Here is a 12,766-nt window from a genome sequence, read left to right as displayed (position 1 = left end):
TGCACGCTGCTGCTATGCTCTACACTGACCCTCAAAGAGAACGTCTTATGGTACATCCACGTCCGCTATTACTGCTCCTGCTGCTCATTGTATGGCCACTGTGCAGCGCCTCTATGGCGCAAGACGATTTAACAATAAGCAAACTGACCCATATTGATCTTCAGTATATGCAACAGCAGCGTGACTCACTCAATGCTCTTACCGCTCGGAACTTCGGTGGCCAACTCAACGGCAGCAAAGACAAGGATCTGGCGCTGTTACAGCGTTTGTTGGACGAAAATATCGTTAGCGGCAACCAAACTAGCGAACTGCAGGCTATGGGAATCGTCATGGGCGACCTGCTAGCCAGCGAGCTGTCTCTGGACTGGGTCGTTTATGAAGACCGATACGGGCGCACTCGAGCGTTGCGTTACAAGTCGACGGACAGCTACCTTTTCCCGGTGACCATGATCTCCCGCCGACGCGAAGTGGATGATCGCACGCCCGTGGTGGATATTTATCGCAGAGCACGCGATACCCTGCGCGCAGCTATACCTGCCCTCCCCTTTCAGTAACGTGGTAATCACTTTGCTAAGTTATTAGACTAGCGCGTAACAGACGTGAGCACTGCAACTGCATGAGTGAACAGCCTCCAGGATTCGAATTACTGACTGAAGACAGGGAGGTTGCTGTCCTGCGGCTTACCGGAGACTGGGTCCAGGGCCAGTCCCATCGTGATTTCCACGTATTAAAGGATGACCTGCTGGGCATTACCGCCTCTGAGCTGGTCGTAGACGGCTCCCAGCTAGGACTCTGGGACTCTGTCCTTATGGCGTTTCTGCTGCAATCGTTTAACCAATGTCGAGAAGACAACATCGTGTTTCGCACACGAGCACTTCCTGACGGCATTGAGCGACTCCTCGATGTAGCAACAGCCGTGCCCACTCATGTCCCCCCTTCTGCGCCGAACAAACAGTGGTACGAATCTTTCAGCCCGGGAAGCCTTGTGCTGGAGCTCTGGGAAAGCACAGTCGAATCCCTGGCTTTTATCGGCGAGCTTGGCATTGCCCTATGGCGACTTTCTCTGGGGAAAGCCAATACCCGGTTCAGCGACTTTCGCACGTTTTGCTACCAGGCGGGCCCTGATGCGTTCGCTATTATCAGCCTGACCAGTGTTCTGGTCGGCATGATCCTGGCCTATCTCGGGGCCGTGCAACTGCAACAATTCGGCGCCGAGGTCTACGTTGCAGACCTGGTGGTGATTGGCATGTTACGAGAAATGGGGGTTTTGATGGCCGCCATTGTCATGGCCGGTCGCACTGGAGCTGCCTATGCAGCGCAGCTGGGAACCATGCAGGCCAACGAGGAAATCGATGCCATCAGGACTATGGGCATTTCACCCATGGAGTTTCTGGTGGTACCACGCATGTTAGCGCTGGTCGTAGCCATGCCCTTACTGACGCTCTATGCCAACCTGTTGGGAATTATTGGTGGGGGCATTGTCTCCGGAGGTCTTGGAGTTACTCCATTGATGTATATCTCCGAGGGAGAAACCGCTCTCCAACTCTCTCACCTCAGCGTCGGGCTGATCAAGAGCGTGGTATTTGGCGTGCTGATCGCCGTCGCGGGCTGCCGCTCTGGCATCAATAGCGGCCGCAGTTCTGCCGCCGTGGGCCAGGCTGCCACCCAGGCTGTTGTCACCGCCATCGTTTACCTGATTGTCGCAGATGCGGCGATCAACATTATCTTCCAACAGGTAGGTATCTGATGAGCGAGCCGCACATCAGCGTTCGCGATCTGACCATGGCGTATGGGCCTAGCGTTATTCAACGCGACCTCAACTTCGACATCAATAAGGGAGACATCTTCGTCATTATGGGCGGCAGCGGCTGCGGTAAAAGCACGCTGCTAAAGCACATGCTGGGACTGCTTGATCCGGCCAAGGGCGACATTTTTTACAACGACCAGAGCTTCTTCCAGGCCAGCATGAAGCAGCAGGACGACATGCGACAGCGTTGGGGCATCACCTATCAATCTGGCGGCCTGTTCAGTGCCATGACGCTGGCAGGCAACGTCAACCTGCCGCTGCAGCTCTATACCCAATACTCTGCCAGCGACCGCGAAGACATCATCGCCTATAAACTCGCACTGGTGGGTTTGGGTGGGTATCAAAACTATTATCCATCCGAAATAAGCGGAGGCATGCGCAAACGTGCAGCCCTTGCCAGAGCTATTGCCCTGGACCCGGAAATACTATTTTTTGATGAGCCATCAGCCGGGCTGGACCCGATCAGTTCTCGCTTGCTGGACGAGTTAATCGTTCAACTGCAGGAATCTATCGGCGCCACCGTCGTTATGGTGACTCATGAACTGCCCAGTATTTTCGGCATCGCCAGTAACTCTGTTTATCTGGATGTCAATACTAAAACCATGATTGCCTATGGCGACCCTAGAGAACTGCGTGATCACAGTGAGCAGCCAGTTGTGAGACAATTCCTGGCGCGCGAGTCCGGCTCGCCTGAAGAGGAACAAGCATGAGCGAAAAACCCCATACAGTGGCCATTGGCGCCTTCGTTGTCGGCGCACTCCTCATTGCCATCAGCACCATTATCTTTGCGCTGGGGACGGGCTTTGGTAAAGAACGCAGCACCGTAGTCATGGTGTTTGAAGGTTCGGTCAAAGGACTCACGATCGGAGCCCCGGTAGCCCTGCGCGGGGTGCAGATCGGCCAGGTCACCGCTATCGAATTGATCCTTGACGCTGATACGGTAGAGCTGATCATGCTGGTAGAAGCCGAGATTCGCGGAGAGAACATCCGGCGCACAGGCACTAACGCAGAAAGCCTGACTGAAGAACTTATTTCCCGCGGTTTGCGCGCGCAACTGAATACCCAGAGTATTCTCACCGGGCTACTCTATATCCAGCTGGACTTTCACCCTAACAGCAAACTAATACTCGCAGAAATTGACTCTCCTCACTTGCAAATACCCACGATTCCAACAGAACTGGAGCGTTTGACGCGAAAACTGGAATCCATCGACTTTGCCAAGATCGCCAGCGATCTGGAGGCTACTGCCGCCGGGATCAACGCCTTTGTCACCAGTGAGTCCTTTCAGGAGTTACCCGCGCAGCTACAAGACACACTCTCTTCGGTCACTGGCCTCAGCAAACAACTGCAAGTCCAGTTATCCAGCACCGGCCCAAGATTGAATGCCGTACTGGACGGCGCTGCAACCACAGTAGACACTGCTAATACAGAGTTACCCAAACTCGCGGAGTTGATCACAAGCAACCTGGAGGTGCTGAAAGCGGCCATTCAAGCCTTCGAAGATGGGATGGATGGAGTAGAAAAACTGGTAGATCATGACTCCGCCACGGTCTATGAACTCAATCGTGCGCTTCGCGAGTTGTCGCAAGCTGGTCGCGCGCTGCAACAGTTGGGCCGCGCGTTGGAAGAACAACCGGAATCCTTGATTCGTGGCAGAACTGGAGAGCAAGAATGAGCGCCTTAACTTTGAAACTGAGTGTCGCGCTGTTAGCCGCCGTATTGCTTTCGGCCTGCGGCACCACCCCACCGAGTAGCCATTACCGATTGACAGCCTCGCAAGCTTTGCCGACAACTTCTAACGGACTCTCACTGGGCGTGGGGCCTGTCAACATCCCTGAATACCTGAATCGAAACGGCATAGTGCGCTCCGATGGTGGCAACAGCATTACCATTGCCGACAGTGAGCGCTGGGCTGAGCCGTTGGAGGATGGAGTCACCCGGGTAGTGATCCTGAACCTGGCAAGCATGCTCGACACCCAGGACATACGGCGGTTCCCCTGGCATCCCGACAGGGCTCCGGGGATTGGTATCAAGCTGAATATATTAAAGCTGGACGCGGAAACGTCCAGAGCCACCTTAGTCGCAGAATGGCTAGTGTTTCAGGTCAATGATGATCAGCCTGTAGCCCGACGCCTGACACGGTACGAGGAACCACTGCCCGGCGCCGGGGCTTCCTCTGGCGCGGATATCGCGGCTGCATACAGTACGCTGCTACTTGAGCTGAGCACAGACATCGCCACGGAAGTTCGCACACTAGAACAATCCGCCGCTCTTTAGAAATCCTCAACGAATAGAGGCTCATGCCAGCACCAGTGCCGCCTGCGCTCGCAACTGGCACCTTTCAGTCTGGTTTAAGGCTGAGCCTGAATACCCCTTAGGTAACTTTAATAAATTTGTTATAAATAACTTTAAATTCCGCAATTAGCGATGAACTGCGGTAAACTGACGGTGCCGACGGCTGCCAATAAGCAGCGTTCATTACAATAACTTAATCGGTTCTGGTTTAGCGCGAAAGCAGCCCGCAGAGGCCTGCAAGGTCGTCACATTTTGCGCGACACCACTTAACACACTCGCAACACGAGACTCAAAACAATGAATAACAAATCTCTTCTCTACCGGGTAATTCCAAAAGCGCGACGTCCACTGAATCGCGCGGTCCAGTTAGCGCTGCTGATTATCGGTGCCAGTGCCTTGGCCACACCGGGCTTTACCCAGGAAGAAGCCAAAAAAGGCGGCTACAACCTGCAATTGGAAGAAATTATCGTCACCGCGCAGAAACGCGAAGAAGACTTAATGTCTGTACCTGGATCCGTCACTGCCTTTACCGCTCAGGACATGATTAATACAGGTGCGGTTACTATTCAGGACATCGATGCCTTTATACCCGGCGTGGATATCGGCGATACTGTAGGCGGTTCCACTCAGTTAGGAATTACCGTTCGCGGCGTTAGCAGCCCTAATATCAGCTCGGGCCAGGATCCTTCTGTTGCTACCTTTTATGACGGCTCCTACATGCCTCGCGCTGTCACATCAATTCCGTTCACGGACATCGCTCGCACCGAAGTGCTCAAGGGCCCACAGGGTACCTTATTCGGTCGCAACTCTACTGCGGGTGTTATCAATATTGTGCCCAACAAGCCAAGCCAGGAGTTTGAGGGCTTTGCCAAAACTCGCATAGGCACCAACGATCAGTTGCGTTTGGAAGGTATGATCAACGCGCCTGTTAATGAGTCACTTGCTTTTCGCGGCAATCTTTTTTCCAACCAACGTAGCGGCAATACCGAATCAGCGACTAATGGTGGCGACTTCCGGGATGAGGGTTATTGGGCAGCCCGCGGAGTTTTCCTCTGGAACCTCAGTGACAACACAGAAATACAGCTTGCAGCTGATTACGAAGACAGGGATGAAATGCCTCGACCTGCTATTGGCGTCAGTAAGTACGCCTATGAGAGCAGTAATAATCCCTTCCGAAGCAAAGATCAGCACGACGTGGCCGGGGATGGCAATGGCTACAATTCAGCCCGCACTAATGAAGAAGAAACCCGAGATATGTATGGTGTTTCTTTGCAAATAAATCATGCCATTAACGACGAATGGGATATGTTTGGTATCGTTAGCTATCGCGACTGGGAAACGACCAACCTGCAGGAAGAAGACGGCACATCGGATCCAAGGCGCTACCTCGATACCAATAACATTGAAGAATCAAACATCTTCTACTCTGAGGTGCGTTTCAACTACGTTACCGACAAACTCAATCTGATTACTGGCGCCAACTACAGCGAAGAGGATGTTTTCCAACGCACCGATATTGGTCTGCTGGCCGATTCATACATGCAATTTTTGACAATTCTTGGCGGCTTTGGCGGTCCCGATGATTTCATCTGGGATCTGCTTGCGGGGGCTCCCGAAGAGTTCTATCAGATTTTGTCTGCCGGCGAAGGTATTGCGGTGCTGCCACCCTCCTTTACTGGAACGTACTTTACCGAAACTATGGATAACACCGGCGACTTCGTGAACTGGGGTGTGTTTGTGGACGGTACCTACCAGATTACCGACACGATCCGCATCGCCGCGGGCTTGCGATACAGCTACGATGAGAAAGAATATACCTGGCAGACCTATGAGCCAGACCTCGACTGGCCCTTCGCGCCAGAAAGAGTGAATTACAATCCCGCTGAGACAGGCGCCCCTGAAGATCAATGGTTTGATAAGTTTTCCGACACAGACGATTGGAGCAAAACCACAGGACGGCTGGTTTTAGACTGGCAGTTCACCGACTACGCCATGACTTATGCGTCTGTTGCTACTGGCTACAAATCAGGCGGTTTTAATGGCCAAAGCTTCGGTGCGGTAATCGCAGGATCCTTCGCTCCTGAAGAAATGACCAGCTATGAAATTGGCCTCAAGGGCGACTTCTTCAACGAAACGCTACGCACAGAAGCTGCTATTTTCCACCATAAACTGGATGGCAAACAAGACCAAAAGTCCGTCAAAAATGGCCCTGACGACCCCACTGCAGCTCCCGGAGTCGTATCCAGCGACGAAAAGGCTGATGGCATAGAGTTGATCGTCACCTGGAGCATCACTGACACACTGCGCGTTGCAGGCCTGACCACTTACAGGGAAACGGAGAATATCTCAGACCTGTATTACAACTCGGCAGGGGAGTTGTCTGGTGGTAACAAGAGCATCGGAGAAACTAATACCGAGTACACCCTCAAATTGGACTGGACTCCGGAAATCGCCTTCGGCTATATGCTGCTGCACATGAACTACCAGTACGCAGAGGTTTCCGGTCCGAATGTGGATAGCGTTATTTATGCCACCGGCCCCTGGTATTTCCAGGACAAGAAGCTACTCAATGCTCGCCTGGCGTGGTCCAACGAAGCAGACACAATCGAAGTGGCGTTGTGGGGCAACAATCTGCTGGATAAGGAATACGCTGGGAATCCCGGCGGCCTCGCTGCTGATACTCTGGGCGCCTACCATACCCGCCCAGACGACACTCTGACCTGGGGCCTAGACCTGCGCTACTCATTCTAGGCGCTGGAAACACCATCAGGTCAAAGTTCTACCACCTCCCCCAACCCCTCCATCATGGAGGGGTTTTTGTTTCTGGCGTTGCTCATAGAACGCGATACCGCTTGTAAGCGCCAGCGAGTTTTAAGTTCGCTGCGAAACATCGCATCTTCCGACTCAATGGCTATCGAATTGTCCAGCCAGCGCTCGGCTTCATCGCCATCGAGCACCACTGGCATGCGCTTGTGCCAGGGCTCAAACTCAGGCGCTGCAGCGGTTGTTACCAGGGTACAGCTGAGCAGCGGCGAACCTTCTCTGTCCCAGACATCCCAGAGCGCCGCGACCGCCAGTGCCTGTTGCTCGTTGGTAATCATCCAGGGTTGCTTGCTGCCTTCTTCGTTGCGCCACTCGATAAAGCTACTCATGGGCACAATACCGCGCTGGCGTTTAAACGGGATACGAAAAGCACGACTGTTGGCCAGCGTCTCACTGCGAGCATTGAACATGCTGTACTTCTGATCCACCGCTGGCGCCCAGGACGGAGTCAACCACCAGCGAGCAGAATCCAGCTGAGTGCCTTGAGCACTTGTCCGCACTAGCCCTACGGCTTCAGTCGGCGCAATGTTGGGCCGAGCAGGCAGTTGCAGATCTATACCCAGGTCCTGCAACAACTGTTGCAGACCCGGACTGTCGATAACGTTAAATCGTCCACACATAGTGGCACTGTGCCCAAAACAGCATCACCGGGCAAGGCAGGTCTGTATTGGTAAACCCCCTCCCCCTGTGTGGGCTGGTCGCTTGCCTGCCTAACGCCGGCGGTTTACTCTGTTTTGCGCATTTTGAGGGAGAGACTAATGAGCGATAAACCGATGGCGCCCGCCATAGATGGCTGGCACACCATGGAAGTAAAACCGCACCTGATAGGCACCCGGTGCAAGGCCTGCGGCAGCTACTTCTTCCCCAAAAACAATGATTACTGCCGCAACCCAGTCTGCGACAGCACCGACTTTGACGAAGTAGAGCTCAGTCGTACCGGCAATATCTGGAGCTATACCAACGCCAGCTATAAGCCCCCAGCTCCTTTCGTGGCAGCGGAGCCCTTTGAGCCTTATACCATTGCCGCCGTCCAATTGGAGAAGGAGCAGATGGTGATTTTAGGGCAGGCAATTCAGGGCATCGGCTGTGAGGACCTTAAAGTCGGTATGCCAGTCGAACTGGTACTGGAACCACTGCACGAAACCGATGACGACATCAAAATGACCTGGAAATGGAAACCTGCTGCCCAATAAGGGCTGGCAGCACTCGGAGCAGCACAGACAATGTCCAATGAAATCGCAATTCTCGGCGCCGGCATGCATCCCTGGGGCAAGTGGGGCCACAATTTTGTCCAGTACGGCGTCGCCGCGGCACGTGAAGCACTCGCTGACGCAGGCGTTCCCTGGCAAGACGTGAAATTTGTCTCAGGTGGCGCTACCGTGCGCTGTGGCTATCCCGGCTATGTCGCAGGGGCAACATTCGCCCAGGCACTTGGCTGGCAGGGGGCTGAGGTGAACACCTCTTATGCGGCCTGTGCCTCCGGCTCCCAGGCTCTCGCCGCTGCGCGTAATAAAATACTCGCGGGAGAATGTGATGTCGCCCTGGTAGTAGGTGCAGATACCACTCCCAAGGGATTTCTGGCCCCCGCAGGAGGCTATCGCCCGGAAGACCCTGATTGGGTGCGCTTTTACCTGGGAGTCACCAACCCAACCTACTTCGGGCTTTATGCGCGCCGCCGTATGGACGTTTATGGCGACACTCTGGAAGATTTCGCCGCCGTAAAAGTGAAGAACTCGGCCATTGGCAGCAAAAACCCCCGGGCCCGCTATCGTAAGAGTTTCAGCGCCGAGGAAGTGGCGGCGTCAGCGATGGTCGCCGACCCATTGCGCTTAATGGATATATGCGCCACCTCTGATGGCGGCGCTGCCCTGATCGTTTCCAGCCTGGAGTACGCGGAAAAAATCGGCAAGGGTGACGCGCCCAGAGTGGCAGCAATCTCAACCACAACGCCCACCTTTGCCAGTTCTGTGGTCGAGATGCCCGACATGGCTACCGATTCAGCTGCGGCCGCCGGTGTTGAAGCCCACGCTTTCCGGTCCACCCTCCCGCTCAAGGCCTACGAGGAAGCGGGTATAGGCCCGGAGGACGTCGATTTGGCCGAAGTCTATGACTTATCGACAGCCTTGGAGCTGGACTGGATAGAAGACCTTCGACTAGCACCCAGGGGCGAGGCAGCAGCGCTGTTGCGAGCTGGCGATACAGCCATCGGTGGAAAAATTCCTGTTAATGTTTCCGGCGGCCTGGCCTGCTTCGGCGAAGCCGTGCCCGCGCAGGCATTGGCACAGGTTTGTGAACTGACATGGCAGCTTCGAGGCGAGGCGGGAGACCGGCAGGTTAAAGACGCAAAAGTCGGTATCACCGCTAATCAGGGTCTGTTCGGCCACGGCAGCTCGGTCATCATCAAGCGATAAGCTGCCATGCAAGCGATGATCCAGTGGACGTCATGCAATCCATCATTGTTCAGTCTCGAACAGTGGCCTGCATCAGATAGGCAATCAGGTCCGCCCTGTCTTGAGGGTCGGGAACGCCGCGGCTCATCATTGTCGAATCCGGAAACATGAGCATCGGATTCTCCAGCCAGCTAAATAGCAGCTGTGGCGTCCACACAAACCCAGCCTCCCTGAAATACTGCGAATAATATTCAAAACCGGGCTGTTTGCCAGCCACCTTGCCGAATATGCCACTGAGATTAGGGCCGTTATTGTGCCCCATGAATGCATCGGGATAATGGCAGGTGCGACAGGAGCCGAATACCAGACGACCGCGGTCTTTATCTGCCAACCCGAGGCGACTTTGCAATTCATCTGCAGACACAGGCTGAAACAGGGTCATCGCCAGCATCAACACAATCGGCCAGGGCATCATCTGTTTTGAGCCGCCGCCTTTCCGGCTCGGCGACCAAAAAAACTGGCATCACCCACCGAAAGACCGCTGGCGATATAGGGCGCCATAGGAATACCGGCGGTATTGCGACCGGCAGCGTATAAGCCTGGAATTAACTCATCGAAGCTGCTGATCACTTCACCGTCTGGCGTGGTGGCTAAACCACCCAGAGTATGGGCTGGAAAAAAAGCACCATCAACGGAGACTTCCCAGGCCTTATAGGGAGGACCCTGAATAGGCCGCAAGAAGGTCTTTGACTTGCGGTACATGGGATCCTGGCCTTTTCCCGCAAAGCGATTGTAATAGGCCACCGTGTTTTGCAAGGCCCCACTTGGGAGAGCCAGTTGTTCCGCAATACTGCCAATAGTGCTGCCCTGGGCTGCTAATGGGAAATTATCCTGAGGTTCGCTATAGCTGCTCCTCTGATCGGTAACGAGCCAGGCCCGACCCTGCTGCTCATAAGCAATCGCATGGCCGATAACAGCATGGTAGGCGTCTTCACCTATAAACCGCTGCCCCGCCGCATTAACCAGGATGCCGAAAATCGCATTCTCTGGAGGATAAATCGGCGCAACCGCAAAACCTTCGTTCATCCGCAGCGCAGCAGCACCAGCCCCAATACCCATATTTATCCCTTGCCCAAGATCTCCCGCACCACCCCACGGTGCAGAGCATCTGGCAAGGTGCGGAGCATGTTGTTCCAACATCGCCTGATTGTGGATAAATCCCCCGCAGGCCAAAACCACACCGCGGCGGGCACCCAGATACTTGCGTTCGCCTCCCTCGTCGACAACGATGCCGCTGACTCGCCCGTCGTTTTCAACAATAAGTTGCTGGGACACGACCTGAGTCCGCAGCTCTACTCCTAGCCTTTTTAATTGCCCGAGGAGCGCCTTCATAAGCGTTCGGCCTCCGTTCATGCCCATAACGCCAGGCACATGGCCCCTGGGGGCCGGCACTGCCAATTCACGCGCGGGCCACGCTAACTCGGTACCCGAGTAATAGAGTGATTCGTCCCCCATGGGAAGACCCTTGGCGGTGGTGAGCTTGTCTGTATAAGGCACGCCTTGAGCCACTAGCCAGTCAAAATGGGCCGGGCTTTGTTCACAGTAAAGCTGCATTTTTTTTTGAGGCGGATTCGGTGAGCCCGCGCGGGTGAGAAACTGGAACATTGCTTCTGGAGAGTCTTGTACTTTCAGGGCGCGCTGAAGCGATGTACCACCGCCGGCATAGACAACGCCACCCGAAAGCGCAGAGCTTCCACCGGGCACTGACAGGGCCTCAACCATCAATACACTGGCACCAGCCGTTTTGGACTCTATTGCGGCACAGGCGCCAGCGACTCCAGACCCGGCAACCAGAACATCCACTTGCAGATCCCAGCGAGGCACGTTGGTTCGCGAAAAAGCCAAAGCCCCCGTGGCCACTAGGGCACTGCCTGCACCCACCGCGGCGACCAGTTGCCGACGATTCAAGCCTTTGTGTGATGGATGCCCCATAAAAACCGAAGTCTCAGGGGAAAAATCGACTGATTGTGTCGATAACACAGGCAGGCCTATCACTACCCTCCACTTCAATAGTCATGCGCACCACCACTTGAACCCCGCCCTTCACTTCCTCTGCGCTAATCACTTCCCCGCCACCGCGAACATTGGAGCCCACCGGCACTGCCGATGGGAAGCGCACTTTCTCGCAGCCATAGTTAACCCCCATGGAGGTATTCCGTACCTCCATAATCTGCGGCAGGAACAAATTCGCCAGGGACAGCGTCAGGTAACCGTGAGCAATTGTTTTGCCAAAGGGTCCCTCAGCCGCTTTTACAGGATCGACATGAATCCACTGATGGTCGCCGGTTGCGTTGGCAAAGAGATTGATACGTTGCTGGTCAATTTCCACCCAGTCGCTGTAGCCAAGATGCTGGCCTGCAGCCCCCAAAAGGTCTGCTGGTTGTTCAAAAACTGTGTTCATGTTGCTTGCTCCGAATGATATCGCAGACTATAGCACCGGGTCCGCCTGCAGACACCCGCAATGGTTTAACTGTTACATCCAGCATAAATAAAAACCAGTGTTGAAATGAGCCCAATCTGTCCTATAGTTAGATGGCAACACATACCAACACTGAAATCAGGAAAAATTATGGACATTAGTAATATCATCGACACGGTTGTCTTGCCCTGGGGCATTAAAATCGCGCTTGCGATTGCCATCTTTTATATTGGTCGCATCGTTGTTGCGACGGTAGTAAAAATGGTTGAAAAATTCATGAGCGCACGCGACATGGATGAAATTTTAGTCAAGTTTCTATCATCAATATTGCGCTGGGTACTGCTGCTGTTCGTCGTCATTGCGGCTCTGAGCCAACTAGGCATTGACACGACTTCACTGGTCGCCCTGCTGGGTGCCGCCGGTTTGGCGATTGGTCTGTCACTGCAGAGTTCCCTCGCCAACTTCGCCGCCGGAGTGATGCTCATCGTGTTCCGACCATTCACCAAGGGAGATTTCGTAGAAGTGGCGGGTACATCGGGCTCAGTAGACAACATCAGCATCTTCACAACTACGCTGACGACACCAGACAACAAGGAAGTGATCGTTCCCAATGGTTCCGTCATCGGCAATAACATCACCAATTACTCTGCCAGACCAACACGCCGCGTCGACATGGTGTTTGGTATCGGTTACGACGACGATATCAAGAAGGCCAAGGAACTGTTGGAGCAAATTGTGGCCGCTGATGAGCGCGTCCTCGCAGAGCCTGCGCCGGTCGTTGCTCTGGGCGAACTTGCTGACTCCAGCGTGAACTTCCTGGTTCGTCCATGGGTTAAAGCAGAGGACTACTGGGGCGTTCTTTGGGACACCACAGAGACGGTCAAACTCAAGTTCGATGAGGCCGGCATCAGCATTCCCTATCCCCAGATGGATGTGCACCTCGACAAGGGTGAGTAATCAAGCTGACCGAGA

General features: G+C 54.3%; 13 protein-coding genes. 9 read left to right on the top strand and 4 right to left on the bottom strand.

From position 1 onward, the window contains the following. The first annotated feature begins 47 nt into the window (after window positions 1-47). From EYC87_RS02540 to EYC87_RS02515, 6 genes are all read left to right on the top strand, one after another. Entirely contained in the window at window positions 48-554 is a 507-nt protein-coding gene (locus tag EYC87_RS02540) for a DUF3806 domain-containing protein (RefSeq protein WP_279251482.1), read from the top strand. Between the two features lie 62 nt (window positions 555-616). Beyond that, window positions 617-1,747 (top strand): ABC transporter permease, encoded by a 1,131-nt coding sequence (locus tag EYC87_RS02535; protein WP_279251481.1) that lies wholly within the window; start codon window positions 617-619, stop codon window positions 1,745-1,747. Next, a complete protein-coding gene (locus EYC87_RS02530) occupies window positions 1,747-2,517 on the top strand; it encodes an ABC transporter ATP-binding protein (RefSeq protein ID WP_279251480.1) in 771 nt (256 codons plus the stop codon). Before EYC87_RS02535 ends, EYC87_RS02530 begins: the two co-directional genes overlap by 1 nt. Next, on the top strand, window positions 2,514-3,482 hold the full coding sequence (locus EYC87_RS02525) for an MlaD family protein (RefSeq protein ID WP_279251479.1): 969 nt from the start codon (window positions 2,514-2,516) through the stop codon (window positions 3,480-3,482). Before EYC87_RS02530 ends, EYC87_RS02525 begins: the two co-directional genes overlap by 4 nt. Continuing rightward, window positions 3,479-4,084 (top strand): PqiC family protein, encoded by a 606-nt coding sequence (locus tag EYC87_RS02520; RefSeq protein WP_279251478.1) that lies wholly within the window; start codon window positions 3,479-3,481, stop codon window positions 4,082-4,084. The genes EYC87_RS02525 and EYC87_RS02520 overlap by 4 nt, the downstream gene beginning before the upstream one ends. Before the next feature lie 315 nt (window positions 4,085-4,399). Next, window positions 4,400-6,853, top strand: a complete 2,454-nt coding sequence (locus EYC87_RS02515; protein WP_279251477.1) for a TonB-dependent receptor — start codon at window positions 4,400-4,402, stop codon at window positions 6,851-6,853. Between the two features lie 20 nt (window positions 6,854-6,873). Here the strand turns inward: EYC87_RS02515 and EYC87_RS02510 are convergent, their stop codons facing one another. Beyond that, window positions 6,874-7,545: an SOS response-associated peptidase gene (locus EYC87_RS02510; RefSeq protein WP_279251476.1), complete on the bottom strand. Its 672-nt coding sequence runs from the start codon at window positions 7,543-7,545 to the stop codon at window positions 6,874-6,876. A gap of 138 nt (window positions 7,546-7,683) precedes the next feature. Between EYC87_RS02510 and EYC87_RS02505 the strand changes: the two genes are divergently transcribed. Together EYC87_RS02505 and EYC87_RS02500 are read left to right on the top strand one after the other, a co-directional pair. After that, window positions 7,684-8,118 carry a Zn-ribbon domain-containing OB-fold protein gene (locus EYC87_RS02505; RefSeq protein WP_007227492.1) on the top strand — a complete coding sequence of 145 codons (435 nt, stop codon included), beginning with the start codon at window positions 7,684-7,686 and terminating at the stop codon, window positions 8,116-8,118. Between the two features lie 30 nt (window positions 8,119-8,148). Further along, the gene (locus tag EYC87_RS02500; RefSeq protein WP_279251475.1) at window positions 8,149-9,336 is read left to right on the top strand and encodes a lipid-transfer protein; all 1,188 of its coding nucleotides are present in this window, start codon (window positions 8,149-8,151) and stop codon (window positions 9,334-9,336) included. Window positions 9,337-9,385: 49 nt separating this feature from the next. Here EYC87_RS02500 and EYC87_RS02495 read toward each other — a convergent pair whose 3' ends face one another. Genes EYC87_RS02495 through EYC87_RS02485 form a run of 3 tightly spaced genes read right to left on the bottom strand, consistent with a single transcriptional unit; the run spans window position 9,386 to window position 11,776 of the window. Next, window positions 9,386-9,790: a c-type cytochrome gene (locus EYC87_RS02495; RefSeq protein WP_279251474.1), complete on the bottom strand. Its 405-nt coding sequence runs from the start codon at window positions 9,788-9,790 to the stop codon at window positions 9,386-9,388. Then, window positions 9,787-11,370 (bottom strand): FAD-dependent oxidoreductase, encoded by a 1,584-nt coding sequence (locus tag EYC87_RS02490; protein ID WP_279251473.1) that lies wholly within the window; start codon window positions 11,368-11,370, stop codon window positions 9,787-9,789. The genes EYC87_RS02495 and EYC87_RS02490 overlap by 4 nt, the downstream gene beginning before the upstream one ends. After that, on the bottom strand, window positions 11,321-11,776 hold the full coding sequence (locus EYC87_RS02485; protein ID WP_279251472.1) for a MaoC family dehydratase: 456 nt from the start codon (window positions 11,774-11,776) through the stop codon (window positions 11,321-11,323). Before EYC87_RS02485 ends, EYC87_RS02490 begins: the two co-directional genes overlap by 50 nt. 168 nt (window positions 11,777-11,944) lie before the next feature. Here EYC87_RS02485 and EYC87_RS02480 point away from each other — a divergent pair, with 168 nt between their 5' ends. Next, on the top strand, window positions 11,945-12,751 hold the full coding sequence (locus EYC87_RS02480) for a mechanosensitive ion channel family protein (RefSeq protein ID WP_279251471.1): 807 nt from the start codon (window positions 11,945-11,947) through the stop codon (window positions 12,749-12,751). The last annotated feature ends 15 nt before the right edge of the window (window positions 12,752-12,766 follow it).

Source organism: Candidatus Seongchinamella marina, from assembly GCF_026262685.1.
Lineage (GTDB): Bacteria > Pseudomonadota > Gammaproteobacteria > Pseudomonadales > Halieaceae > Halioglobus > Halioglobus marinus.
This window is presented reverse-complemented; position numbering and strand designations above follow the sequence as displayed.